The 23,312-nt window shown below is 72.7% G+C and carries 20 protein-coding genes; 12 read left to right on the plus strand and 8 right to left on the minus strand.

What is annotated here, in order from left to right:
• Nucleotides 1–6: 6 nt before the first annotated feature.
• The 4 genes from ACIP2X_RS30505 to ACIP2X_RS30520 are packed head-to-tail and all read right to left on the minus strand — an operon-like array spanning nucleotide 7 to nucleotide 4,028.
• Entirely contained in the window at nucleotides 7–606 is a 600-nt protein-coding gene (locus ACIP2X_RS30505) for a GTP-binding protein (protein ID WP_401678988.1), read from the minus strand.
• Complete coding sequence (locus tag ACIP2X_RS30510; protein ID WP_401678991.1) at nucleotides 593–1,018, minus strand: DUF742 domain-containing protein; 426 nt, start codon at nucleotides 1,016–1,018, stop codon at nucleotides 593–595. Before ACIP2X_RS30510 ends, ACIP2X_RS30505 begins: the two co-directional genes overlap by 14 nt.
• A gap of 35 nt (nucleotides 1,019–1,053) precedes the next feature.
• Entirely contained in the window at nucleotides 1,054–1,530 is a 477-nt protein-coding gene (locus ACIP2X_RS30515) for a roadblock/LC7 domain-containing protein (RefSeq protein ID WP_401678994.1), read from the minus strand.
• Complete coding sequence (locus ACIP2X_RS30520; protein WP_401678997.1) at nucleotides 1,527–4,028, minus strand: ATP-binding protein; 2,502 nt, start codon at nucleotides 4,026–4,028, stop codon at nucleotides 1,527–1,529. Before ACIP2X_RS30520 ends, ACIP2X_RS30515 begins: the two co-directional genes overlap by 4 nt.
• A 436-nt stretch (nucleotides 4,029–4,464) precedes the next feature.
• On the opposite strand from ACIP2X_RS30520, the gene ACIP2X_RS30525 reads away from it, so the two are divergent.
• Together ACIP2X_RS30525 and ACIP2X_RS30530 are read left to right on the plus strand one after the other, a co-directional pair.
• Entirely contained in the window at nucleotides 4,465–5,412 is a 948-nt protein-coding gene (locus tag ACIP2X_RS30525) for an ABC transporter substrate-binding protein (protein ID WP_401679000.1), read from the plus strand.
• A 431-nt stretch (nucleotides 5,413–5,843) separates the two neighbouring features.
• Nucleotides 5,844–7,643 carry a S8 family peptidase gene (locus ACIP2X_RS30530; RefSeq protein ID WP_401679002.1) on the plus strand — a complete coding sequence of 600 codons (1,800 nt, stop codon included), beginning with the start codon at nucleotides 5,844–5,846 and terminating at the stop codon, nucleotides 7,641–7,643.
• Between the two features lie 66 nt (nucleotides 7,644–7,709).
• Here ACIP2X_RS30530 and ACIP2X_RS30535 read toward each other — a convergent pair whose 3' ends face one another.
• Nucleotides 7,710–8,360, minus strand: coding sequence for a ScbR family autoregulator-binding transcription factor (locus ACIP2X_RS30535; protein WP_401679005.1), 651 nt, complete (start codon nucleotides 8,358–8,360; stop codon nucleotides 7,710–7,712).
• Between the two features lie 193 nt (nucleotides 8,361–8,553).
• Between ACIP2X_RS30535 and ACIP2X_RS30540 the strand changes: the two genes are divergently transcribed.
• From ACIP2X_RS30540 to ACIP2X_RS30550, 3 genes are all read left to right on the plus strand, one after another.
• Entirely contained in the window at nucleotides 8,554–9,456 is a 903-nt protein-coding gene (locus tag ACIP2X_RS30540; RefSeq protein WP_401679008.1) for a ScbA/BarX family gamma-butyrolactone biosynthesis protein, read from the plus strand.
• Between the two features lie 66 nt (nucleotides 9,457–9,522).
• Nucleotides 9,523–10,170 (plus strand): ScbR family autoregulator-binding transcription factor, encoded by a 648-nt coding sequence (locus ACIP2X_RS30545; RefSeq protein WP_401679011.1) that lies wholly within the window; start codon nucleotides 9,523–9,525, stop codon nucleotides 10,168–10,170.
• Nucleotides 10,171–10,194: 24 nt separating this feature from the next.
• Nucleotides 10,195–11,400, plus strand: a complete 1,206-nt coding sequence (locus ACIP2X_RS30550; protein WP_401679014.1) for a damage-control phosphatase ARMT1 family protein — start codon at nucleotides 10,195–10,197, stop codon at nucleotides 11,398–11,400.
• Here ACIP2X_RS30550 and ACIP2X_RS30555 read toward each other — a convergent pair.
• Nucleotides 11,360–12,637, minus strand: a complete 1,278-nt coding sequence (locus tag ACIP2X_RS30555) for a cytochrome P450 (RefSeq protein ID WP_401679016.1) — start codon at nucleotides 12,635–12,637, stop codon at nucleotides 11,360–11,362. The two genes, ACIP2X_RS30550 and ACIP2X_RS30555, sit on opposite strands and share 41 nt — an antisense overlap.
• A complete protein-coding gene (locus ACIP2X_RS30560; RefSeq protein ID WP_401679019.1) occupies nucleotides 12,634–13,428 on the minus strand; it encodes an alpha/beta fold hydrolase in 795 nt (264 codons plus the stop codon). The genes ACIP2X_RS30555 and ACIP2X_RS30560 overlap by 4 nt, the downstream gene beginning before the upstream one ends.
• A 176-nt stretch (nucleotides 13,429–13,604) precedes the next feature.
• On the opposite strand from ACIP2X_RS30560, the gene cyc2 reads away from it, so the two are divergent.
• The 4 genes from cyc2 to ACIP2X_RS30580 all read left to right on the plus strand — a co-directional run bounded on the left by cyc2 (nucleotide 13,605) and on the right by ACIP2X_RS30580 (nucleotide 18,830).
• Nucleotides 13,605–15,770, plus strand: coding sequence for a germacradienol/geosmin synthase Cyc2 (cyc2, locus tag ACIP2X_RS30565; RefSeq protein WP_401679021.1), 2,166 nt, complete (start codon nucleotides 13,605–13,607; stop codon nucleotides 15,768–15,770).
• 81 nt (nucleotides 15,771–15,851) lie between these two features.
• Nucleotides 15,852–16,448, plus strand: a complete 597-nt coding sequence (locus tag ACIP2X_RS30570; protein WP_401679024.1) for a PDZ domain-containing protein — start codon at nucleotides 15,852–15,854, stop codon at nucleotides 16,446–16,448.
• A 235-nt stretch (nucleotides 16,449–16,683) separates the two neighbouring features.
• Entirely contained in the window at nucleotides 16,684–17,811 is a 1,128-nt protein-coding gene (locus ACIP2X_RS30575; RefSeq protein WP_401679027.1) for a M24 family metallopeptidase, read from the plus strand.
• 47 nt (nucleotides 17,812–17,858) lie between these two features.
• Nucleotides 17,859–18,830 carry a phosphotransferase family protein gene (locus ACIP2X_RS30580; RefSeq protein WP_401679030.1) on the plus strand — a complete coding sequence of 324 codons (972 nt, stop codon included), beginning with the start codon at nucleotides 17,859–17,861 and terminating at the stop codon, nucleotides 18,828–18,830.
• Nucleotides 18,831–18,869: 39 nt separating this feature from the next.
• On the opposite strand, the gene treZ is transcribed toward ACIP2X_RS30580, so the two are convergent.
• On the minus strand, nucleotides 18,870–20,615 hold the full coding sequence (treZ, locus tag ACIP2X_RS30585; RefSeq protein ID WP_401679033.1) for a malto-oligosyltrehalose trehalohydrolase: 1,746 nt from the start codon (nucleotides 20,613–20,615) through the stop codon (nucleotides 18,870–18,872).
• 173 nt (nucleotides 20,616–20,788) lie between these two features.
• On the opposite strand from treZ, the gene ACIP2X_RS30590 reads away from it, so the two are divergent.
• The 3 genes from ACIP2X_RS30590 to ACIP2X_RS30600 all read left to right on the plus strand — a co-directional run bounded on the left by ACIP2X_RS30590 (nucleotide 20,789) and on the right by ACIP2X_RS30600 (nucleotide 23,308).
• Nucleotides 20,789–21,340 (plus strand): FHA domain-containing protein, encoded by a 552-nt coding sequence (locus ACIP2X_RS30590; RefSeq protein ID WP_401679036.1) that lies wholly within the window; start codon nucleotides 20,789–20,791, stop codon nucleotides 21,338–21,340.
• Between the two features lie 148 nt (nucleotides 21,341–21,488).
• Nucleotides 21,489–22,892, plus strand: coding sequence for a M14 family zinc carboxypeptidase (locus ACIP2X_RS30595; protein ID WP_401679040.1), 1,404 nt, complete (start codon nucleotides 21,489–21,491; stop codon nucleotides 22,890–22,892).
• Nucleotides 22,889–23,308 carry an SSI family serine proteinase inhibitor gene (locus ACIP2X_RS30600; RefSeq protein ID WP_401679043.1) on the plus strand — a complete coding sequence of 140 codons (420 nt, stop codon included), beginning with the start codon at nucleotides 22,889–22,891 and terminating at the stop codon, nucleotides 23,306–23,308. The genes ACIP2X_RS30595 and ACIP2X_RS30600 overlap by 4 nt, the downstream gene beginning before the upstream one ends.
• Nucleotides 23,309–23,312 lie beyond the last annotated feature (4 nt).

Below are 23,312 nucleotides of genomic sequence, written 5' to 3' on the forward strand. Positions count from 1 at the left end.
CCCGCGTCAGCCCTCGGTGCGGGCCAGCGCCAGCTCCAGTACGACGAGCAGCGCGTCCCGCACCGAGCCGCGCTCCCGGGCGTCGAACACGACCACCGGGACGTGCTCGGCGACGTCCAGCGCCCAGCGGACCTCGTCCAGCGCGTGCTCGACCGTGCCGTCGAAGGCGTTGATCGCCACCGCGAACGGGATCTGCCGGTGCTCGAAGTAGTCCACGGCCGCGTAGCAGTCGTCCAGCCGGCGGGTGTCGACGATGACCAGCGCGCCGATCGCGCCCTCGACGATGTCGTCCCACATGAAGCCGAAACGGTCCTGTCCCGGCGTACCGAAGAGATACAGCTTCAGCGTCGGGTCGATGGTGATGCAGCCGAAGTCCATCGCGACCGTGGTCGTCGTCTTGCGCGGGGTGTGCGACAGGTCGTCGACCCCGGCCGCGACCTCGGTGATGGCGGCCTCGGTGGTGAGCGGCTCGATCTCGGAGATGGCCCCGACGGCGGTGGTCTTGCCCACGCCGAAGCCGCCCGCGATCACCAGCTTCACCGGCAGCGGCGGCCGTACGGCACTCTGCGCGGCCGCGCCGACGGCGAGTGGTTCAGTCGGTGTCACGGAGTACCCCCCGGGAGTCGGGGATGGCGCGGAGGCCATCGATAACCCTGCGCAGGACGGACGCGTCATGGGTGACGGCGGCGTTCGGCACGTACACCGCCAGATGCCCGGCGGTGCGCAGGTCCTCGGCGAGGACCCGGACGACGTTGAGGTGCAGCCGCAGCAACGCGGCGATCTCCGCGATGGACTGGGGCTGCTTGCAGGCGGCGACGATGTCGTGCCGCTCGAAGGAGAGCAGGTCGAGGGCGTCGAGCCCCTCGGCGGTGGCCACCACCTGGGTCTCGAGCGGGATGGTCCGGGCGGACGCGGCCTCGCCCGCGCCCGCCACCCGGCCGGCGGTGACGAGGAACGGCCGTACGGCGGGGACGGGGCCTGCCGGGTCCGGGCCCGGGGGCGTCGGGTCGTCCGCCATGGGGGTGTCTTCCTCCTCGACCGGGCGGGGACCGGTCAGCCCGTCGAGCCGGCGCCGACGCTGTTCTTCAGTTCGAGCACGAGCTGCGGGCTGAGCGCGGCACCCGCCCGGTTGGCGAACAGCGTCATCTCGTAGGCGATGTTGCCCAGCTTGGCCTCCTTGTCGGCGACCACGCCGAGCACGGCGCCGCTGCCGATCGCGGAGACCAGGACGTGACCGCCCTCCAGATCGATGATGACCTTGTTGAGGGCGCCCAGGCCGTAGTTGCCGGAGGCGCCGGCGGCCAGGCTGGTGAGACCGGAGACGATCGCCGCGAGCCGCTCGGAGTGTGCGCGCTCGCGCAGTTGGGCCACGGCGATCAGCAGCCCGTCGGAGGAGACCGCGATGGCGTCCACGACTCCCGCGGTCTCGGTCGCGAAACGGTTCAGCAGCCAGGTGAAGTCGGCTGCGGCGGCCCGCAGTTCGTCCGGCGTGGCGCCTCCCGTCGGAGTACCACCTGTCGACGTGCTCACTGCTCCGCTCCTTCCGGGAGGTGCCTGGGTTCTTGCGACTCGCTGTCATGGGTGCCGTCGGCCGTGTCCTGGTCGCGCCGGGCGTCGCGGCGGGCGCGTTCCACGGCCGCCTCGAACTCCTCCAGGGCGTCGCGGACGGCCTCCGCGTCGGCGGGCGTGGCGGCCTGGGGTGAGGCCGGACGGTCGGTCTCGGCGGCGGTGGTCCGCAGCGTCGCGCCACGGACGCGGCGGCGCAGCGGCCGTGCACCGCCCGCGGGCGCCTCGGTGCGGGCCCGCGGGATGAGCGGGGAGCCGTCGTCGTCCGCGGGGTCGCGCCGGGGGACCCGGCGGGGGAGCGGGACGGAGTCGTCGGCGGCGGCGGGGCGCGGCCCGGATTCGGACGCCGCGGCGACGGGTGCCGCCGCCTCGCCGTCCGTGCCGGCACCGGACGCGGCGCCCGTGCCGTCCGTCTCGGTGCCGTACTCCGTCGTCCCGCCGGCGGCCACCGCGCTCATCGTGAGGAGCAGCGTCGACGGGATGCCGATCTCGGCCGTCACACCGCCACCGGGCGTGCGCGAGAGGGTCACGCCGATCTCCCAGCGGCGGGCCAGGTTGCCCACCACGAACAGGCCCAGCACCTTGGTCGGGACCAGGTCGAGGCGTTCGCGGCGGATCAGACGGCCGTTCTCCTCCTCCAGCCGCTCGGCGCTCATCCCGAGGCCGTGGTCGGCGACGGTGATCGTCGCTCCCGCGTCGACGGTCCGGACGGTCACCTCCACGGGACTGCCGGCGGGCGAGAACGAGACTGCGTTCTCCAGGAGTTCGGCCACCATCAGCGTCAGGTCGCCGATGATGTCCGGCTCGACCATGACCTCGGTGCCGGCGTGCAGCTCGACCCGCTGGTAGCCCTCGATCTGGCCGAGCGCGGCCCGTACGACGTTGGTGAGCGCGGTCGGGCCGCCGTCCAGGACGGTCTCGCGGATGCCGGCGAGCAGCATCAGGCTGTCGGCGTTGCGGCGCAGCCGGACCGCGATGTGGTCGATGCGGTAGAGGCGTTCGAGCAGCGCGGGGTCGGTCTCGCCGCGCTCGACGGCGTCGATGAGGGCGAGCTGCCGGGTGGTGAGGTTGCTGACCCGGCGGCCGACGTTGCCGAACATCTCGGCGACGTTGCGGCGGCTGAGCACCTGCCGCTCCAGCAGGGCGGCCGCGGTGGTCTGCACCTGGTTGAACGCGTCGGCGAGGTCGCCGATCTCGTCCTGCGCGGTGACCGGGATCTCGCGCAGCCGTGGCGGGGCGTCGTCCTCGGTGTCGTCGTCTGCCACGCGCGCGAGTTCGCGGCCGGCCACGTCGGCGACCTGCCGGGCGGCTCCGGTGAGCGCCTGCACCGGCCGGACCACGGAGCGGCGCACGGCCACCGAGAGCGCACCCCACAGCAGGAAGCCGAACAGGGCGAGGCCCAGCAGCCAGGCGGCGTTCCACCAGGCGTCGGCCGAGGCCTGGTCGGCCCGGTCGGCGATCTGGTCGATCAGCGAGCCGGTGATCTCCAGCCGGGTGTCGGACTGCTGTCCGTAGGTCGGGTAGTTGGACAGGGCGAGCGTGAACTTCGCGCGGGTCACGCTCGGTGTCGCGGCCTGGAGCGCGCTCGGGTCGATCTGGAGCTCGGCGTACTGCCGCAGGATGATCGCCTGGGCCGGGTTGTGCTCGATGCCGCGCAGCTCGGCGGCCTGCTCCTCGGTGGCGAACCGGGCGAAGCGCTCGGCCTGGTGCTGGTACAGCTCGTAGGCGCCGACGGCTCCGATGAATTCGATCAGCGCGTTGGAGTCACCGGTCGTGGCCGAGAAGACGCTGGTCTCGAAGGAGCTGTGCGCGGCGTCGGCGCGCAGCAGGGAGTCCAGCAGATTGCCCGTGAAGGTGGCGGCGAGGGCGGGGTTGTGGTCCAGGCCGAGGCCGTCGATCAGGCCCTTGGCGGCGTTGTGGTAGGCCGGGTCGATGTTGTCGGCGGGCAGATAGCCCTGCTCGACGGTCTCGCGCAGGCTGTCGAGGCCGTCGATCTCCCGCAGCGCCTGCCACTCGGTGCGCGGCAGCCGGTCGCCGAACGTGCGGCGCACCTTCCCGACCTGGGCGTCGGTCTCCTGCTGGGCCGTGCGGTAGTCGGTCAGCGAGGGCTTGGCGTCGCTGCCACGGGCCTCATGGCGCACGGACAGCAGGACGGCCTGCTGGTGCTCGGTCTCCACCAGGTCGACGAGTTCGGCCACCTGCGCGCTGTCCCGGACCAGGGTGGCCGCCTCCGCCGCGCTGCGGGCCAGCATCACCTGGTGGGAGATGAGGTAGCTGAGCAGCACGGCGACTCCGGCCAGCGGCACGCCGACCAGGATGTTGAGCTTCTGGCGGAAGGGCAGGCGTTCGGCGAGGCCGCGCAGGCCGCCCCGGGACGGCGGCGGTGCCGGCAGCGGGAGATCCCCCTGTCCCGGCGCGGCCGAGAGCCCGGGGGAGGGCGCGCCCACCTCGTTCGTGGACACCGAGCCTCCTTCGTGGGGTGTCGCACCGCGCGGAGAAGCTACGCGCGTGTCCGTTCGCGTGTCGATTCCGATCGGCTTTCGTCCGGTGTACGACGACACCGATGCGGTTTGTGGCACCGCTGTGACCGGAGGGCAACTGCGGTGAGACTATCGCCTCTTGGGACGGCGGATCGCGCCACTCCACGTCAAGAATCCGTTACAACCTGCTCCTCAGGAGCGGGAAGTCGTCCGCATCTCCTTCACAATCCGACCATGAATGGTCACTCGTCGAAGCCAATCGGTGACCTGAATTCGCTTGACTGGGTGAGAACCGGCTGGATTGGATCAGTAGGTGCGGTGTGCGTGCCACGTCCGCGGTGGGCCCGAAGTGCCCGCATGTCACGTCACCGCCCCCCGCCACATCCCCAATCCCGGAACGGGAATCGTGACTTCAACCGTGAACAGCACCTGGTCCAACAAGAGACAGCGCGGCGCGGCCGCCGTGGCATTCGCCGTCGCGGCGGCGCTGGTCGCCGGTTGTGGCTCGTCCTCCGACGACACGTCGGACCCGCTCTCGGAGGGCACGTCCGACGGCAAGACCGTCGTCGTGGGCTCCAACAACTTCGCCGAGAGCATCCTCCTCGCCGACATCTACGGCGAGGCCCTGAAGGCCAAGGGCATAGAGGTCGAGTACAAGCCCAACATCGGTAGCCGCGAGACCACCTACGGCCTGCTGAAGAACGGCTCCATCACCGTTCTGCCCGAGTACAACGGCTCGCTTCTCGCCTACCTCGACCCCGAGGCCGAGCAGAAGTCGGCCGAGGCGGTCAACGCCGACGTCAAGGCCAAGCTGGACCCCAAGCTGACCCTGCTGGACTCGGCGCCGGCCGAGGACAAGGACTCGGTGTCCATCAACGCCGAGACGGCCAAGAAGTACGACCTCGGTGCCCAGTCCACGCTCGCCGACCTCAAGGACATCGCGCCGGAACTGGTCATCGGGGGCTCGCCGGAGTTCCAGACCCGCCACCAGGGGCTGGTCGGGCTGGAGAAGGAGTACGGCCTGAACTTCAAGTCCTTCAAGGCCCTGGACGCCGGTGGCCCGCTGACCCAGGCGGCGCTGACGAAGAACACCGTGCAGGCCGCGGACATCTTCACCACCGACCCCACGATCATCAAGGAGAAGTTCGTCGTCCTCCAGGACCCGAAGAACCTCTTCGGCTTCGCGAACGTGACCCCGCTGGTGCACAAGAGCGGCCTCACGCAGGAGGGCATCGACGCCCTCGACGCGGTCTCCGCCAAGCTCGACACCAAGACCCTGCTCGACCTGGACGCCCAGGTGCAGCTGGAGAACAAGGACCCGCTGGACGTGGCCCAGGCCTGGCTGAAGTCGGTCGGCCTGAGCTGACCCGCCCCGCCGCCACCGGCGGCCCCGCGGTACCCGACGTGCCCCGCACCGCTTTCGAGCGTGCGGGGCACGGCCGTTTCCCCGGCCGCCCGGCCGCCCCGCAGGGGCCGGACCTTGCGTGCCCCGCCCGTTACGGTCCGTTGCGCACCGAGGCGATCGCGAGGCGAACCGAAAGTGGACGTCCGAGGTCAACCCTTGGTCAGCAAGGGTGAGTTTCCGGCCTGCCCAAGGGTTTCCCCTGTATCCGCGCGGCCGTTCCGTTGCCTATCGTTCCAGCACCGCTGACCCCCCGGGTGATCCCCGACGGGTCGGCGCCATGCCAGGCCGGCCTCCGCACGCCGCTTTTCGGTATCACCCCCCTCCGCTTCGAGGACGAAGCGCACCGACCGCCACTCCGCGCTGTCCGGAGTACGGCCACGAAAGGCAGACCCTTGCGAACCTCCCCTGCCGTCAGACGCAAGCTGATATCCGTCGCCGCGGTCTCCGCGGCGCTGCTCACCGCCGCCACCGCACAGGTGGCCACGGCCCAGGACGCCTCCCCCCGCGCGGCCGCCGTCCCCACCGCGCAGACCGAGGCCGCCCCCGGCGCCCCCGCCGAACGGCTCATCGTCGGCTACAAGGCCGCCGCCACCGAGGCCAGGTCCGACAAGGCCGCGGAGGCCGACGCCGAGGCCAAGGGCGAGAAGGCCGGCGAGAGCGTCGACTTCCAGCGCCGGCTCGGCACCGGCGCCGCCCTGGTCGACCTGGGCGAGCGCCTCACCAGGTCGGACGTCGCCGACGTCGTCGCCGAGTACCAGGCGGACCCGCAGGTCGCCTACGTCGTGCCGGACCGCCTCAACACCCCGCAGGCCGACCCGAACGACACCGACTACGCCAAGCAGTGGGACCTCTTCGAGGCCACGGCCGGCATGAACGTCCCCGGCGCCTGGCCGACCTCCACCGGCAGCGGTGTGACGGTGGCCGTCATCGACACCGGCTACGTGACCCACTCCGACCTCGCCGCGAACATCGTCGGCGGTTACGACTTCATCGCCGACACCGCGGTCTCGGTGGACGGCGACGGCCGTGACAGCAACCCGGCCGACCCCGGCGACTGGTACCTGGCCAACGAATGCGGCGCCGGCCGCCCCGCCAGCAACTCCTCCTGGCACGGCACCCACGTGGCCGGCACCGTCGCCGCGGCCACCAACAACGCCAAGGGCATGGCGGGCATCGCCTACGGCGCCAAGATCTCCCCGGTGCGGGTGCTCGGCAAGTGCGGCGGCTACGACAGCGACATCATCGACGCCATCACCTGGGCGTCCGGCGGCACCGTCTCCGGCGTGCCCGCCAACGCCAACGTCGCCAAGGTCATCAACATGAGCCTCGGTGGCGACGGCGCGTGCACCTCCGCCACCCAGAACGCCGTCAACGCCGCCGTGGGCCGTGGCACGACCGTCGTCGTGGCCGCCGGCAACGCCAACGACAACGTGGCGAACCACTCGCCGGGCAACTGCAACAACGTCATCTCGGTCGCCGCCACCAACCGCACGGGCGCCAAGGCGTCCTACTCCAACTACGGCTCCCTGGTGGACATCTCGGCGCCCGGCGGCCAGACCAGCACCGGCACCGCCAACGGCATCTACTCCACGCTGAACTCGGGCACCCGGACCCCGTCCGCGGAGTCGTACGCCTACTACCAGGGCACCAGCATGGCCACCCCGCACATCGCCGGCCTCGCCGCGCTGATGAAGTCGGCCAAGCCGGCGCTGACCCCGGCCCAGATCGAGTCGGCGATCAAATCCAACGCCCGTGCGCTGCCCGGCGCCTGCTCCGGCGGCTGCGGCGCGGGACTCGCGGACGCCGCGAAGACGGTCCAGGCCGTGGTGGCCGGCACCCCCACCGGCACGACCTTCTCCAGCACCACCGCGGTCGCCGTCCCGGACGCCGGATCGGCCGTCGAGTCCCCGATCACCGTCAGCGGCCGCACCGGCAACGCGCCCTCGGGCCTGAAGGTCGCGGTGGACATCACCCACACCTACCGCGGTGACCTGGTCGTCGACCTCGTCGCCCCGGACGGCTCGACGTACCGCCTGAAGTCCGCCAGCGGCTCGGACTCCGCGGACGACGTCCGGACCACCTACACGGTCGACGCCTCCACGGAGGCCGCGAGCGGCACCTGGAAGCTGCGGGTCCAGGACACGGCCGCGCAGGACACCGGCCGCATCAACAGCTGGAGCCTGACCTTCTGAAGGGATTGACCACGGCCGTACGCCGGTCCGGGCCCGTGCCCGGACCGGCGTACGGCCGTGCTGCCGTCACGAGGCGATGCGGGCGTCCAGTGACGCGAGGACCCGGGCCCCTCGGTCGGCGCGGCTGTCGAGGCCCATCAGCAGGCCGGGCACCGCGATGCTCGGCAGCATGTGGGACCACAGCACCGACAGCCGGCGCCCGAGGTCGTCCCGTCCCGTCAGCGCCCGCGACATCAGCTGTATGCCGGTGAACGAGCCGATCAGCAGCTCCACCGTGTCCCCGGGGTCCACGGTCGGCAGCAGCTCCCCCCGCGCCTTTGCCTGTTCGAGCAGCGGCGTCAGATGATCCGCCCACTGGCGGAACGGCCCGCTGTGATCCACCCCCGGCGGCGCGCACTGGTCCACCGCCAGCCGCACGCTCCCGCGCAGCAGCGCGTTGCCCAGCAGCCGCTGGGCCACGACGAACGTGATGTCGACGACCTCCTGGAGCTTGCAGGCCTGCGGCGGAATCACACCGAAGGGCACCTGCTCGTCGAGGACCGCCTGCGCGAGGGATTCCTTGGAGGGGAAGTGGAAGTACAGCGCTCCCTTGGTGACTTCTGCCCGCTCCTGCACCATGGAGATGGTGGTGGAGGTGTAACCGTGTTCGTCGAAGACCGCACCGGCGGCTTCCAGGATCGCCCTGCGTGTCCTGATGGCACGTTCCTGTTTTGCCATGAGTGACCCTCTCCGGCGCCCAGTTGGCCGGTTCATACCGCTGGCGCCACGATCCTGCCGGAACTGCCCCGATCATAGGGTGTAGCGGAGTGATCGCATTGAAAACAAACCGGTCACCTCGTATGGTGACGCCCACCCGCGGCGGACGCCCCCCACCGTTCGCAGCACCCTTCGGGGGACCGTAGGGAGAAACATGCCACAAGCGCGGCAACTTGCCGAAACGTCCATCCTGACGGCGACCGTGCCGCGGCAGTTCGTGCACCGCGCGGCCGTCGCCGAAACCTTTCTCACCGGCTGGAGGCGGACCGGAGCCGACCGTTTCGCCGTCTCGGCCCAGTGGCCCCGGGCGCACGGCCTGCACGTCTCGCCCGACCGCCGCGCCTACGAGCCCCTGCTCGTCGTGGAGACCGTCCGCCAGAGCGGAACCCTCCTCGCGCACACCGAGTACGACGTCCCGCTGGGTCATCACTTCGTGCTCCAGGAGTTCGAGGTGGACACCTCTCCCGAACACCTGGCCGTCGGCCCGGTGCCCGCCGAACCGACCGTCGAGGTGCACTTCGCCGAGGTGCGCCGCCGGGCGGGCCGTCCGGCCGGCGCCCGCTACACCGCCGAAGTCCTGCTGGCCGGCGCCCGCGTGGCGACCGCCCGGGTCTCCTTCACCTGCGTCGCGGCGTCGGTCTACGACCGGCTCCGCGGCGGCCGAACCCCGGCCACCGTCACGGTCCCGCCCCCGCCGCCCGGTCTGCCGCCCGAGGTGGTGGGCCGCATGCTGCCGGCGGACGTCGTCCTGGCGCCGTCCGGGGTCCAGGACCGCTGGCGCCTCAGAATTGATACCGCGCATCCCGTTTTCTTCGATCATCCGCTCGATCACGCCCCCGGCATGCTCCTGCTGGAGTCCGCCCGCCAGGCGGCCTGGGCCCGCATGCCCTCGGGCGGGACTCCCGCGGCCTTCCGCTCGGTCTTCCATCGCTATGCCGAACTGGACGAACCCGTATGGATCGAGGCGTTCGACGGGGAGGGCACGGACATGCGAATCGTCGCCGCCCAGGGTGAGTCGACGTTCTTCGAATGCCGGGTCGTCCGCGCCGAGGAGTGAGATATCGTGTGCGGGGGGTAAGAAACAAACGGCACAACCCGTTTTGATCCCAGGAGAGTTCAGCCGATGGCGAGGCAGTTACGAGCCGAGCAGACCCGCGCCACGATCATCAGGGCCGCCGCCGACCTGTTCGACCGACACGGCTACGAGTCGACCAGCCTCAGCGACATCGTCGAGCACGCCCAAGTCACCAAGGGCGCCCTGTACTTCCACTTCGCGGCCAAGGAGGACCTGGCGCACGCCATCATGGAGATCCAGTCGCACCACTCGCGACGGCTGGCCCATGAGGCGGACAACCGGGACTGCTCGTCGCTCGAAGGCCTGATCCGGATCACCTTCGGCCTCGTACGGCTCACCGTGGAGGGACCGGTCGCGCGAGCCGGACTGCGGCTCGCCACCGGCGGGGTCGGGGTGCGGCCGCCGCTGTCGCATCCCTTCGCCGAGTGGTCCGACATCGTCTCCAGAAGGCTCGTCGGAGCAGTCAAGGAGTGCGACATCCACCCGGACGTCGACGTCGACGCCGTCGCCCACTCCCTCCTCAGCTTCTTCATCGGGATACGCGTCGCGGGCCGCACCCTCGAACCCGTCCTGCGGCTGCCCAGGCGGCTCACGGAGATGTGGTACGTCCTCATCCGCGGCCTGGTGCCCGTGACCAGACGTCCTCGCTACCTCGGCCTCGCCACGCAGCTGGAACGGGAGATCAGAGCCGTCTGAGCGGCGCGCGGTACGGTGAGCCGCATGCCCGACACCGCGCCCGCGCCCGTGATCCTCGGCAACGCATCCGGCTCGTTCCCGCACAGCGTGCTGGCCGAACGCCACCCCGCGATCATCCGGCAGGTGTGCGCGTCCCTGCCGTACGGCCCCGAGCGCCGGCGCGCGCTCGACGCCCTGCTCGACAGCTGCACCGCGGGTGTGCTCGAACCCCTCCCGGCCGACGCGCCCGACCGGGACCGCTGGGCGGCCTGGGGGCTCACCGGATACGCGGGGCAGTCCTGGTTCGACGTGCCCTGGCTGTGGTCGGAGAGCTACTTCTACCGCGCGCTCCTCGAAGCCGTCGGCTACTTCACCCCCGGACCCGACCAGGGCATCGACCCCTTCCGCCCCGTCAAGCTCGCCGAACTCGACGCACCCGCGACCGACGAGGAACTCGCCGCACTCGACGACCTGAAGTCCCGCACGGCCGCCGAGCGCGGCCAGGCACTGCTGCACGGCTCGCTCTGGGGAAACCGCGCCGACCTCGGCTTCCGCCTGTCCGCCGGGGGCGACACCCCGGCCGCCGCCTCCGGCCTGGTCGCCGACGACAGCGAGACCCTGTGGTCCCTGCTCCCGGAGTCCGGCACCGGCACCCTCTGCCTGATCGCCGACAACGCCGGCCGCGAACTCGTCCCCGACCTGCTGCTCCTCGCCCACCTCCTCGCGGAGGGCCGCCTCGAACGGGCCGTACTGCACGTCAAGCCCCACCCGTACTACGTCTCCGACGCCACCCCGGCCGACGTGCTGGACGCGCTGCGCCGGCTGACGGCCGCGCCGGGCGAGGCGGGCGCGTACGGGCGGCGGTTGTGGTCGGCGGTGACCGACGGCCGTCTGACCGTACGCGCGCACCCCTTCTCCTGCGCGCCCCTGCCGTACGCCGAGATGCCCGGGGACCTGCGCGCCGAGTTGGCCGAGGCGACGCTGACCGTCCTCAAGGGGGACCTCAACTACCGTCGCCTCGTGGGCGACCGGCGGTGGCCGGCGACCACCCCCTTCGCCGAGGTCACCGACTACTTCCCCGGCCCCGTCGCCGCCCTGCGCACCCTGAAGTCCGAGGTCGTCTGCGGCCTCGACGCCGGCACCGAGGCCGCCCTGGTCGCGGCGGAGGGGCAGCGGTGGCGGACCGGCGGCACGCATGCGCTGATCCAGGTCAACGCGGCTCCGGGCGGAGGTCCAGGCGCAGGTGCTTGATGCCGTTGATGAAGTTCGACACCAGCCGCCTCGGGGGCTGCGCCGTACGAAGCGTCGGGGGCAGTGCGCGTAGTGCCTCCTGGTACAGCACGCGCAGTTGCAGCCGGGCGAAGTGCGCTCCGAGACACACGTGCGGGCCGTCCCCGAAGGAGACGTGCGGATTGGGCGTGCGCAGCAGGTCCAGGCGGTCCGGTTCGGCGAAGACCCGCTCGTCGTGGTTGGCGGCCGCGTGGAAGACGACCACCTTGTCCCCGGCCCGGACGGTACGCCCGGCCAGCACCGTCTCCCGGGTCGCGGTCCTGCGGAAGGTGAGCACGGGCGGGTGCCGGCGGAGCAACTCCTCCACGGCCGGGGCGAGATCGGCCGTGGGGGCGCGCAGCCGCGCGTACGCGTCGGGGTGCTCCGCCAGCGTCAGCAGGCCGCCGGGCGCCGCGCCGCGCACCGTGTCGTTGCCGGCGACGGTGAGCAGGAAGAAGAACATCTCCAGCTCGGCGTCGGCGAGGTCCGCCTCGTGGGCGAGCGTGGTCAGGATGTCGTCGGCCGGGTGGCGGCGTTTGTGCGCGGCGAGCTGCTGCGCGTACGCGAACATGTCCCGCAGCGCCGCCGGGGACCGCGGATCGAGCGGCCTGCCCGTCGCGTTCGGCACCGCGGGACCGGCCTCGTCGGGGTCCTGGTAGCCGATCACCCGCCGGGTCCAGTGCAGCAGCAGCTTGCGGTCGCTCTCGGGGACGCCGAGCAGATCCGCGAGGTTGAGCAGGGCGTAGTCGTCGGTGACCGCGGTGACGACGTCGACCGTGCCGTCGCCGGACCGGGCCTGGGCCACCGCGTCCGCGAACAGGGTCCGGGCGCGCTCCCGCGCCACCGCCGCGAAGCGCTCGATCCGCCCGGGCGTGAACGCGCGGCTCACCAGGCGCCGCAGCCGGTGGTGGTGCGGCGGGTCCTGGTTGAGCATCATGCGGCGGATGAACGGCAGATCGTCCGGGTCGGGGTCGCGGATCTGGGTCGCGCCGAGACACGAGGAGAAGGCCGTCGCGTCCCTCAGGACGCGGACGACGTCGGCGTGCCGCGTCACCGCCCAGAATCCGGGCCCGGCCGGCCAGCCCAGCACCTCGGGCTCGTCCTGCCAGGCCACCGGGTGGTGGTCCCGCAGGACGCGGTAGGCGTCGAACGGCACACCGGTGGCGTACCGGCGTGGATCGAAGACGTCGGGGACGGGCGGGACCGGGAGCGACGTCACGCCGGCCCGCCGCCGTCCGCCTCGCCGGCGCGGCGCAGGAAGTCCTCCACCACGCGGACGAGTTCGAGCGGGGTCTCGTCCATCGCGTAGTGGCCGGCGGACGGCAGTTCGTGCAGTTCGGCCCGGGCGTACCAGGTCAGCCAGGTTCCGCGGAGCAGCTCGGCCGACAGGGCGGGATCGAGCGCTCCGGCGACGGCGAGCGCGGGCACCGTCGCGCCCTCGACGTCCTCGTGGAAGTCCTCCCGCGCCCACGAGTCCAGCCAGGCACGGAACGCCTTCGCGTCGCTGCGCGCCAGGGAACGGGCGACCATGCGGTCGAGCCAGGCGCCGGGACGCCGCCCGCCCGTGGTGATGTCGATGATGGCCCGCCGGTTCTCGGGCAGGTGGGCGGCGTCCGCGAACAGCTCCCACTGCTCCGGCGGCAGGGCGAGCCCGCAGGCGGGCACCGGGGAGACGCCCACCACGGCGCGCAGCCGGTGCGGGGCGACGGCGAGCAGCCGCTGGGCGATCGCGCCGCCCATGGAGTGCCCGACGACGGAGAAGCGCGCCCAGCCGAGACGGTCGGCCAGTGTCACCAGGTCCACCGCCGCCTCCGCGGTCGTGTACGCGCCGTGCGCGTCCCTGGCCTCGCCGTAGCCGCGCAGGTCGACGGGCGCGTACTGGAAGGTCGTACCGTCCAGGTCCGGCAGGACGGGCGCGAACGCGGACCGGTCGGCGAACCAGCCGTGCACCGCGAACACCTTGTGGGCGCCGTCGCCGTGCAGCTCATGGGGGAGCACGAAGGAGGTCATGCGAACACCGTGGCCGGTGGGCGGTGGCTCGGCAAGAGCGCGTGAGGTGCGTGTCCGGGGAGCGGAGCGTCCTGAACTCCGAGAAGAACCGGCGGTGTTCGGTCGGGATTCACGCGATGGTGTGATCAGATCCCCGCGCGCGGATGCCCCCGAGGGGCCGCGGGTAGTGCCCGGCCATGACGCAGCAGCCGTTCGAACTCCCGCACTTCTACATGCCGTATCCCGCGCGGCTGAACCCGCACCTCGACGAGGCCCGTGCCCATTCGACCGTGTGGGCACGCGAGAGGGGCATGCTGGAGGGGTCCGGGATCTGGGAGCAGGCCGACCTCGACGCGCACGACTACGGCCTGCTCTGCGCCTACACCCACCCCGACTGCGACGCCGCGGCGCTCTCCCTCGTCACCGACTGGTACGTGTGGGTCTTCTTCTTCGACGACCACTTCCTGGAGACGTTCAAGCGCAGCCAGGACCGCGCGGGCGGCAAGGCCTACCTGGACCGGCTGCCGCTGTTCATGCCGCTGGATCTGTCGACGCCCGTGCCGGAACCGGAGAACCCGGTCGAGGCGGGGCTCGCCGACCTGTGGGCGCGCACGGTGCCCTCGATGTCCATGGACTGGCGCCGCAGGTTCTCCGTCGCCACCGAGCATCTGCTCAACGAGTCCCTGTGGGAGCTGTCCAACATCAACGAGGGGCGGATCGCCAACCCCGTCGAGTACATCGAGATGCGCCGCAAGGTGGGTGGTGCTCCCTGGTCCGCGGGGCTCGTCGAGTACGCGACCGCGGAGGTGCCCGCGCCGGTGGCCGGCTCCCGGCCGCTCAGGGTGCTGATGGAGACGTTCTCCGACGGCGTCCACCTGCGCAACGACCTGTTCTCCTACCAGCGTGAGGTGGAGGACGAGGGCGAGCTCAGCAACGGGGTGCTCGTCCTGGAGACCTTCTTCGGCTGCACCACGCAGGAGGCCGCGGAGGCCGTCAACGACATCCTGACCTCCCGGCTGCACCAGTTCGAGCACACCGCGTTCACCGAAGTCCCCGCGCTGGCCCTGGACAAGGGCCTCACCCCGGACCAGCTGGCCGCGATCGCCGCCTACACCAAGGGCCTCCAGGACTGGCAGTCCGGCGGCCACGAGTGGCACATGCGCTCCAGCCGCTACATGAACGAGAACGCCACGGCCACCAGCCCCTGGACCGTGGGTGCCACCGGCGTCGGCACCTCGGGCACCGACATCCGCTCGCTGCTCGCCTCGGCGGGCGCCGAGCGGATGCGCGCCCACACGCACGTGCCCTTCCAGAAGGTCGGACCGTCCCGGATCCCCGACATCCACATGCCGTTCCCGCTGCGCCTCAACCCCGCCCTGGACGGCGCGCGGGCCCGCCTGCTGCCCTGGGCCCAGGGCATGGGCATGCTCAGCGAGGGTGTCTGGGACGAGGACCGGCTCGCCGCCGCCGACCTCGCGTTGTGCTCGGCGGGGCTCGACCCGGACGGCACGGCGCAGGCCCTGGACCTCAGCGCGTGCTGGCTGGCCTGGGGCACCTACGGCGACGACTACTACCCGCTCGTCTTCGGGCACCGCCGCGACCTCGCCGCCGCCAGGCTGTCCACGGAGCGTCTGTCGGCCTGCACGCCCGTCGACGGTCCGGTGGCGATCGTCCCGTCGAACGCCATGGAGCTGGGCCTGGTCGACCTGTGGCGGCGGACCACGGCGGACATGGACCAGGAAGCGCGCCGGCGGTTGAAGGCCGCCGTCGAGGTGATGACCGAGAGCTGGGTGTGGGAGGTGGCGAACCAGGTCCACAACCGGATCCCCGACCCGGTCGACTACCTGGAGATGCGCCGCGCCACCTTCGGCTCCGACCTGACCCTCGGCCTCTGCCGGATGGGCCACGGCCCGCACGTCCCGCCGGAGGTCTACCGCAGCGGCCCCGTCCGCTCGCTGGAGAACGCCGCCATCGACTACGCGTGCCTCGTCAACGACGTCTTCTCCTACCAGAAGGAGATCGAGTACGAGGGGGAGATCCACAACGCGGTGCTGGTGGTGCAGAACTTCTTCGGCACCGACTACCCGACCGCCCTCGCCGTCGTGGGCGACCTGATGACGCAGCGCATGCAGCAGTTCGAGCACGTCGCGGCCACCGAACTGCCGGTCGTGTACGACGACTTCGGCCTGTCGGCCGAGGTCCGCGCGAGCATGGGCGAGTACGTGGCCGCGCTGCAGAACTGGATGGCGGGCATCCTGAACTGGCACCGTCACGTCGCCCGCTACAAGGCGGACTGGCTGGGGAGCAGGGCCCACGGCTTTCTGCCGGACCGCGCCCCGTCCCTGCCCCTGACGGTCGGCTGATCCCGCGGCCACGGGCAGTCTCACTCTTTCGTGGCTCGTGGTGGGGCGGGGCGTCGGGTAGGGGTTCCGTGGAGGCGAACCATGGAACAGACTGCGCTGCGTCCCAAGCCGATCCCCGGGCAGGAGCACGGCGGCACCGCTGCCGATTCCGCGCGGCGCCCGCATGCCGCGCGGCGGCGCGGACGGCGGCTCACGACGCTGCTTCTCGGGCTCCTCGTCGGGACGGGGCTTGTGCTCTCCGGCGTCGGGCTGGGCACGGTGGGCGCCACGGTGATCGGCATGAGCAGGCTCGCCGAGGCCCAGGGCGCGTCGGTACGGCCCGGTGCCCCCGCCCCGGCGTCGTCGGCGCGCCCGTCCCCCTCGTCGGGACCGGGCGCACCGGGGTCACCTGCCACCGGACCGGCTCCCGCGGCGGACCTGGTCATGGGCGTCGAGGTCACCGACGCCGAGAAGTCCGGCGCCCTCGTCGTGGGCGTGCACATCCCGGGCCCCGGCTACGCGGCGGGCCTGGTGCGGGGTGACGTGCTGCTCACGTTCGACGGCACGCCCGTCGAGTCCGCGGCCGACCTCGTCCGGGCGGTCGACAAGGCGCGCCCCGGGGTGGGGGTCCTGGTGACGGTGCGGCACGAGAGCGGCGGCTACCAGCAGTTGTCGGTGGCGCCGGGAGTCCTCACCTGACCACGCGGAAGTCGCTGGTGAGGCGCCCTTCGCCGGTCCGGCACAGCACGGCGCCGCCCCATGCGGGCGGCCGTCCCGCGGTCGGCGATGTCGTCCGTCACGAGGAGCGGGGCACTGACCGACGGACTGACTAATGGATTATCTTCATCCAAGCATTAGTTTTACCGGCTCGCGTCGCCCCGCCCGGGCGGGCAGGATGCTGCCCGTGGTTCCGAACCGGCTCAAGGAGGCTGGGATGACCGCCAGTACGGCCGCGCCCTTCACGGCAGACGACTACCGCACCCGGATGCGGCGCGCCGCGCGGGCCGCCGCCGACGCGGGACTGGCGGGGTTGCTGGTCGCACCGGGGCCCGACCTGGTGTGGCTCACCGGCTACGCGCCCACCGCCGCCACCGAACGGCTCACCCTGCTGGTCCTCGCCCCGGACCGGGAGCCCGTCCTCGTCGTCCCGACCCTGGAGGCCCCCGACGCCGCGCACGCGGCCGGGGCGGCCGCCCTGACCCTGCGGGACTGGACCGACGGCAAGGACCCCTACGCGCTCACCGCCGGCCTGCTCGGCGCCTCCGGGCGCTTCGGCATCAGCGACAACGCCTGGGCCATGCATCTGCTGGGCCTGCAGAAGACGCTGCCCGGCACGTCCTACGCCTCCCTGACGGAGGCCCTGCCCATGCTGCGTGCCGTCAAGGACGCGGCGGAGCTGGACCTCCTGGCCGCGGCCGGAGCGGCCGCCGACGCCGCGTTCGAGGAGATCCGCGGCGTCGCCTTCGCCGGTCGCCGGGAGTCCGACGTCGCCGCCGACCTCGCCACCCTGCTGCGCCGGTTCGGGCACTCACAGGTCGACTTCACCATCGTCGCCTCCGGCCCCAACGGGGCCAACCCGCACCACGAGGTCGGTGACCGGGTCATCGAGCGCGGCGACATGGTCGTCCTCGACTTCGGCGGCCTCAAGGACGGCTACGGCTCCGACACCTCCCGCACCGTCCACGTCGGCGAACCCACGGGCGAGGAGCGCGAGGTGCACGATCTTGTGCGTGCGGCCCAGGAGGCGGGCTTTCGCGCGGTGCGGCCGGGCGTGCCCTGCCAGGACGTCGACCGGGCCGCCCGCGCGGTCATCGCCGACGCCGGCTACGGCGAGTACTTCATCCACCGCACCGGGCACGGCATCGGCGTCACCACCCACGAGCCGCCGTACATGATCGAGGGCGAGGAGCAGCCCCTGGTCCCCGGCATGTGCTTCTCCGTCGAGCCCGGGATCTACCTGCCGGGCCGCTTCGGGGTGCGCATCGAGGACATCGTGACCGTGACCGAGGACGGCGGCCGTCGCCTCAACAACACCTCACGGGAGATGCTGATAGTGGAGTGAGCCGACCCAGGAGCCCCTGCACGCACCCGAGCGACAACGGTCCCACCATGACCCAGGCACCGCCACCCACCGAGGAAACCGTCCGCAACCTGGTCCGCTCCCTGCTCAAGGAGGGCGCGGGAAGCCTCGACGTCCGGCCGGTCGCCGGCAGCGGCGGGCACGTCACATGGTGGGTCGGCGCCCGGCACGTGCTGCGCCTCGCCCCCGACCGCGAGGCGGCGCTGCGCCAGCGCCGCGAACTGCGGGTCCGTGACCTCGTGCGACCGCACCTCCCAGTCGCCGTCCCGGTCAGCGTGGCGCACGGGGAGTGGGCGCCCGGCCTCACCTACACGCTGGACGCCAAGGTGCCCGGCGGCTCGGCGCCCGAGCACGACGTCTCCGCCCTCGGCGAGGCCGACCTGGCGGGGCTTCTCACGGGCCTGCGTGAGGTGCCCGTACGGCAGGCGGAGGCCCTCGGTGTGCCGCGCGCCGCCCCGCGCTCGCTGGAGGACCTGCGCACCGCCGCCGAGGACGCCGCCGAACGGCTCGCGGCGGCCGACGAGTTCGACGCCGTCCGCCTGCACCAGTTCACCCCGCCCGGGGCCGTGCAGCTCGCCGCGCAGGGCGGTGGCGCGGTGCTCGTCCACCACGGTCTCACCGCCGCGCACCTGGTGGTCAGCGCCGACGGCCGGGTCCGCGGCGTCCTCGGCTGGGCCGACGTGGTCCTCGGCGACCCCGCCGAGGACATCGCCGTCCTCGCCCTCGCCGTCGGTGCCCCCGCCGCCGTCCGCGCCGCCACCCTCGCCGGTTACGGCGCCCGGCCCTGCCTGCGCGGCCTGTGGCTGGCCCGCTGCGACAGCCTCGTCGACCTGGCCGCCCGCCTCGCCGGCCGGGGCGACGCGTCCCTGCCGGCCCTGAGGAAACGGCTCCGGCACGCGTGGGAGGCGATCCTCCTGGAACGCGTGACGGAACTCAGGGGTACCGACGCCGACGCCGATGCCGACGCCGACGACACGGACGACGCCGACGACGGCCTCTAGCGCTGCGGGAGCGGGCGGCAGAGCCGCGCGGGGCGGACCCTAGGGCTGGGCCACCACCACACAGGACTCCGCGGGCACCCGCAGCACCCCGTTCTCGTCCGGCGGCGTGACCGGCTCCCAGGCGGCGAGGATCTCGGCCGGACGGGTGCCCAGGGGGATCCCGACGGGGATCTCGGCGAGGTTCACCGCGACGCAGATGTCACCGCGCCGGAAGGCGAGCCAGCGGGCCTCCTCGTCGTGGACCACCTTGAGGTCGGCGAGATCCGGGTCGGTGAGGTCCGGCTGTTCGTGGCGCAGGGCGATGAGCCTGCGGTACCAGGCCAGCACCCGCGCGTGGTGATCGCTGCCGGGCTCGGTCCAGTCGAGGCAGGAACGGTCCCGGGTCGCCGGGTCCTGCGGGTCGGGCACGTCCTCCTCGGCCCACCCGTGCGCCGCGAACTCCCGTCGCCTGCCCCGCCGTACCGCCTCCGCGAGCTCGGGGTCGGTGTGGTCGGTGAAGAACTGCCACGGCGTGCCCGCCGCCCACTCCTCGCCCATGAACAGCATCGGCGTGCACGGGCCGGTCAGCACCAGCGCGGCGGCGCAGGCCACCAGGCCGGGGGACAGGCCCGCGCAGAGACGGTCTCCCTGCGCGCGGTTGCCCACCTGGTCGTGGGTCTGGCTGTACCCGAGGAGCCGGTGCGCGGCGATCCGTGACCGGTCCAGCGGCCGGCCGTGCCGCCGGCCCCGGAAGCTGGAGTAGGTGCCGTCGTGGAAGAAGCCGCCCGTGAGGGTCTTGGCGAGCGCGCCGACCGGGGCCCGCGCGAAGTCCGCGTAGTAGCCCTGCGACTCACCCGTCAGCGCCGCGTGCAGTGCGTGATGGAAGTCGTCGTTCCACTGCGCCTGGAGCCCCAGCCCGCCCGCCTCGCGGCCGGTGACCAGCCGGGGGTCGTTGCGGTCGGACTCGGCGATCAGGAACAGCGGCCGGCCCGTGTCCGCGGCGAGGGCGTCCACCGCGGCCGACAGTTCCTCCAGGAAGTGCACCGCGCGGGTGTCCACCAGCGCGTGCACGGCGTCCAGCCGCAGCCCGTCCAGCCGGTAGTCGCGCAGCCACGCCAGCGCGCTGCCGATCAGGAACGCCCGCACCTCGTCCGAGCCGGGCGCGTCCAGGTTGACGGCCGTGCCCCAGGGGGTGTGGTGCCGGTCGGTGAAGTAGGGGCCGAACTCGGGCAGGTAGTTCCCGGACGGCCCGAGGTGGTTGTGCACCACGTCCAGGACCACGCCGAGACCGAGCTCATGGGCCCGGTCGACGAAGCGCTTGAGCGCCGCGGGCCCGCCGTAGGGCTCGTGCACCGCCCAGAGCGAGACCCCCTCGTAACCCCAGCCGTGCCGCCCGGGGAAGGGGCACAGCGGCATCAACTCCACGTGGGTGACGCCCAGTTCCGCGAGGTGTCCGAGGCGGTCGGCCGCCGCGTCCAGCGTGCCCTCGCGGGTGTACGTGCCCACGTGCAGTTCGTAGAGGACCGCGCCCGGCAGGGGGCGGCCGGGCCACTCGGCGCGCCAGGTGTGCAGCCCGTGGTCCACCACCGCGCTCGGCCCGTCCGGACCGTCCGGCTGCCGTCGCGAGCGGGGATCGGGCCGCACCGGGCCCTCGTCCACCGCGAATCCGTAGCGCGTGCCGTCCCGCGCCTCCGCCTCGATCGCCCACCACCCCGCTCGCTGCGGATCCTGCTCCATCGCGCGCGTGGCTCCGTCGCAATGGAGCGTCACACGGCCGGCCTGCGGTGCCCACACCTCGAACTGCACGGACGGTTCCCCTTCGTCTGCTCACCGTGATGTAGCTCGACCATCGTGCTTCACACGAGATCAATCCGCTTGTGCTTACCCCCTTTTGCACCGGGTGTCGTCCGGTACGCGCGTGTGGTGGCCGTTTCCCCGATTTCTGGACACCCGGGGTTCACTGCCCGACAATCACCCGTGTGACGTCGTCCTTCGAGTTCTCGACCTACCCCGCGCGGCTGTCCGACGCGGAGCGCGACAAAGCGCTGAAGGTGCTGCGTGATGGCGTCGCCATGGGCCGTCTCTCCCACGACACGTTCGTCCGGCGGATGGAACTGGCGCTCGCCGCCCGCCGGTCCGACGAGCTCGCGGTCCTCACCGCCGACCTGCCCACCGAGAGCCGGTTCGCGCGCATGGTGTTCGGCACGGTCGAGGCGGTGTCGGGCTTCACCGAGCGGCTGCGCAGGTCCTGGCGGGCCGAACGCCTGCCCAAGCTGCTGCTGCCGCACCCAGCCGTCGGGCACCCCCTGCGCATAGGCCGTGACCCCGCCAACGGGCTCCGGCTCAACCACGAGACGGTCTCGCGGGTGCACGCCGAACTCACCCGCCAGGGCGGCATGTGGGTCCTGCGGGACCTCGGCTCCACCAACGGCACCACCGTGAACGGGCGGCGCGTCACCGGCGCCACCGTCGTCCGCGAGGGCGACCAGGTCGGCTTCGGGCAGACGGCGTTCCGGCTCGCCGCCAACTGAGCACGACCGCGCGGCGCCGAGCGGCTGTGCGAACCCGCCGCGCCGAGGCCCGGGGGAACACCCCCGGTCCGCCTGCGGCGGACCCTCGACCGCCTCAAGTCGCCCTGACCATCGCGGTGTTGACGTACACCTGAACTCGTGACTGACTGTGCGTACACCACGCACATCAGGTGAACCGACGGCACCACGGAGGTGCGCCCTGCCGCCACTCCTCCGCTATCCGACCGTCGACGAGCTCGGCGCACGCGCGGCCGCCCTGGTCGCCCGCCACCCCGGTGCCGCCCGGCTGCGCCGCGTCGGCACCTCGCGCGCGGGAACTCCCCTGTGGCTGCTGTCCGTCGGCCACGGCAGCCGGCACGCCCTGGTCGTCGCGGGACCGCACGCCAACGAACCGGTCGGCGGCGCCACCGTCCTGCTGCTGGCCGAGCACGCCCTCGCCGACCCCCGCCTGACCGACGGCGCCGACACGACCTGGAACCTGCTGCTGTGCCTCGACCCCGACGGCCTGCGGCACAACGAGGGCTGGCTGACGGGGCCGTACAGCCTCGACAGGTACTTCCGGCGGTTCTTCCGCCCCGGTTTCCACGAACAGCCCGAATGGCTGCCCGACGGTGCGGCCGGCGCCGCGCTGCCGGAGACGCGCGCCCTGCTCGCCCTCCAGGACGAACTGAAACCTTTCTTCCAGTGCTCCCTGCACGGCGTGGACGTCGGCGGCGGCTTCGTCGAACTCACCCGTGACCTGCCCGGCCTCCCCCAGGCCGTGGCCCAGGCGTCGGCCCGCTTCGGCATCCCGCGCGAACTCGGCGCGTACGACGCCCTGTACTGGCCGGTGCTCGGTCCCGCCGTCTACCGGATACCGCCACCACGCCGGGGAGACCTGGTCGCGGCGATCACCGAGGCGGCCGTCGAGTCGACGTGGTACCACCCGCACCGGCACGGCACGGTGACGGCGGTCGTGGAGGCCCCCATGTGGGGCGTGGACGCCGTGGGGGACGGCTCCGCGCCCGCCGACGCCGAGGCGGCGCTCCGCGCGCTCAGCCGGGCGCTGCGCCACGACACGCGGCTGCTGCGGGGCATCCTCGCGCGCGTGCGCCCGCACGCCGCCACGGTCCCGGACGCGGCCCGGCTGCTCGCGCCGGTCGACGACTACCTGCTCGTGTGCCCGGGGCTCGCCGACGACTGGGACCCGGACCTCGGCGACCGGCCGCGCCGCACCCTGCCGCCGCTGACCACCGCCCATCTGACGGCCCTGCGCGTCTCCGCACGCCGGCTGGCGCTGCGCACGGCGGGGCTGCTGCACCAGCTCGTCACGCGCGCGGGGCGCGATCCGGCCGGTGTGCTGCCGGAGCTGGACGGGCTGGTCGACCGGTGGTGCGCGGACTACCGGGACGGCTGCGGGGCCCGCTGGATCCCCGTCGCGCGCCAGGCCGAGTACCAGTCCGAGCTGATTCTCGCCGCGTTCGACCTGGCCCGGCGGCACGCGCCCCGGCACTTCCGTTCGGGTGAGTCGGGCTGGGGCTGCGAACCGGTCGTGCCGATGCACCGGGAATGACGCACACCCTCACCACGAAAGCCCTGCGGGGCGGTCTGCTGGCCGCGGCCGCCCTCCTCCTCGTCGGTGCCGCGCCGGCGCGGGCGACGGTCCCGGAGTCCCGTGTGAGCGACTGGCTCCACCTCACGGTCACCCGGGGCGAAGGCGGGTCCAGAGACACGCGGGGCACCCTGCTGCTGTGCGACCCGCCCCAGGGCCACGGCCGGGCCACCGAGGCCTGCGCCCAGCTCGCCTCCGTGGGCGGCGACATCGGCCGGCTCCCGCTGAAGCACGCCTACTGCGCGATGGTCCACGCGCCGGTGACGGTCCACGCGCGCGGGCACTGGCGGGGGCGGGCCGTCGACTACCGGCAGACGTTCGGCAACGCCTGCGAGACGGAGGCGCGCACGGGGGCGGTCTTCGCGCTGGACGGCTGAGCGG

It is taken from the genome of Streptomyces sp. NPDC089424 (assembly GCF_044749345.1).
Classification (GTDB): Bacteria; Actinomycetota; Actinomycetes; order Streptomycetales; family Streptomycetaceae; genus Streptomyces.

Excerpts from the sequence above, each read along its gene's own strand:
- ACIP2X_RS30545 (WP_401679011.1), top strand. The coding sequence starts at position 9,523 with ATGGCGAGGCAGTTACGAGCCGAGCAGACCCGCGCCACGATCATCAGG.
- ACIP2X_RS30560 (WP_401679019.1), bottom strand. The coding sequence starts at position 13,428 with ATGACCTCCTTCGTGCTCCCCCATGAGCTGCACGGCGACGGCGCCCAC.
- ACIP2X_RS30570 (WP_401679024.1), top strand. The coding sequence starts at position 15,852 with ATGGAACAGACTGCGCTGCGTCCCAAGCCGATCCCCGGGCAGGAGCAC.
- ACIP2X_RS30550 (WP_401679014.1), top strand. The coding sequence starts at position 10,195 with ATGCCCGACACCGCGCCCGCGCCCGTGATCCTCGGCAACGCATCCGGC.
- ACIP2X_RS30535 (WP_401679005.1), bottom strand. The coding sequence starts at position 8,360 with ATGGCAAAACAGGAACGTGCCATCAGGACACGCAGGGCGATCCTGGAA.
- ACIP2X_RS30540 (WP_401679008.1), top strand. The coding sequence starts at position 8,554 with ATGCCACAAGCGCGGCAACTTGCCGAAACGTCCATCCTGACGGCGACC.
- ACIP2X_RS30580 (WP_401679030.1), top strand. The coding sequence starts at position 17,859 with ATGACCCAGGCACCGCCACCCACCGAGGAAACCGTCCGCAACCTGGTC.
- ACIP2X_RS30510 (WP_401678991.1), bottom strand. The coding sequence starts at position 1,018 with ATGGCGGACGACCCGACGCCCCCGGGCCCGGACCCGGCAGGCCCCGTC.
- ACIP2X_RS30575 (WP_401679027.1), top strand. The coding sequence starts at position 16,684 with ATGACCGCCAGTACGGCCGCGCCCTTCACGGCAGACGACTACCGCACC.
- ACIP2X_RS30600 (WP_401679043.1), top strand. The coding sequence starts at position 22,889 with ATGACGCACACCCTCACCACGAAAGCCCTGCGGGGCGGTCTGCTGGCC.
- cyc2 (WP_401679021.1), top strand. The coding sequence starts at position 13,605 with ATGACGCAGCAGCCGTTCGAACTCCCGCACTTCTACATGCCGTATCCC.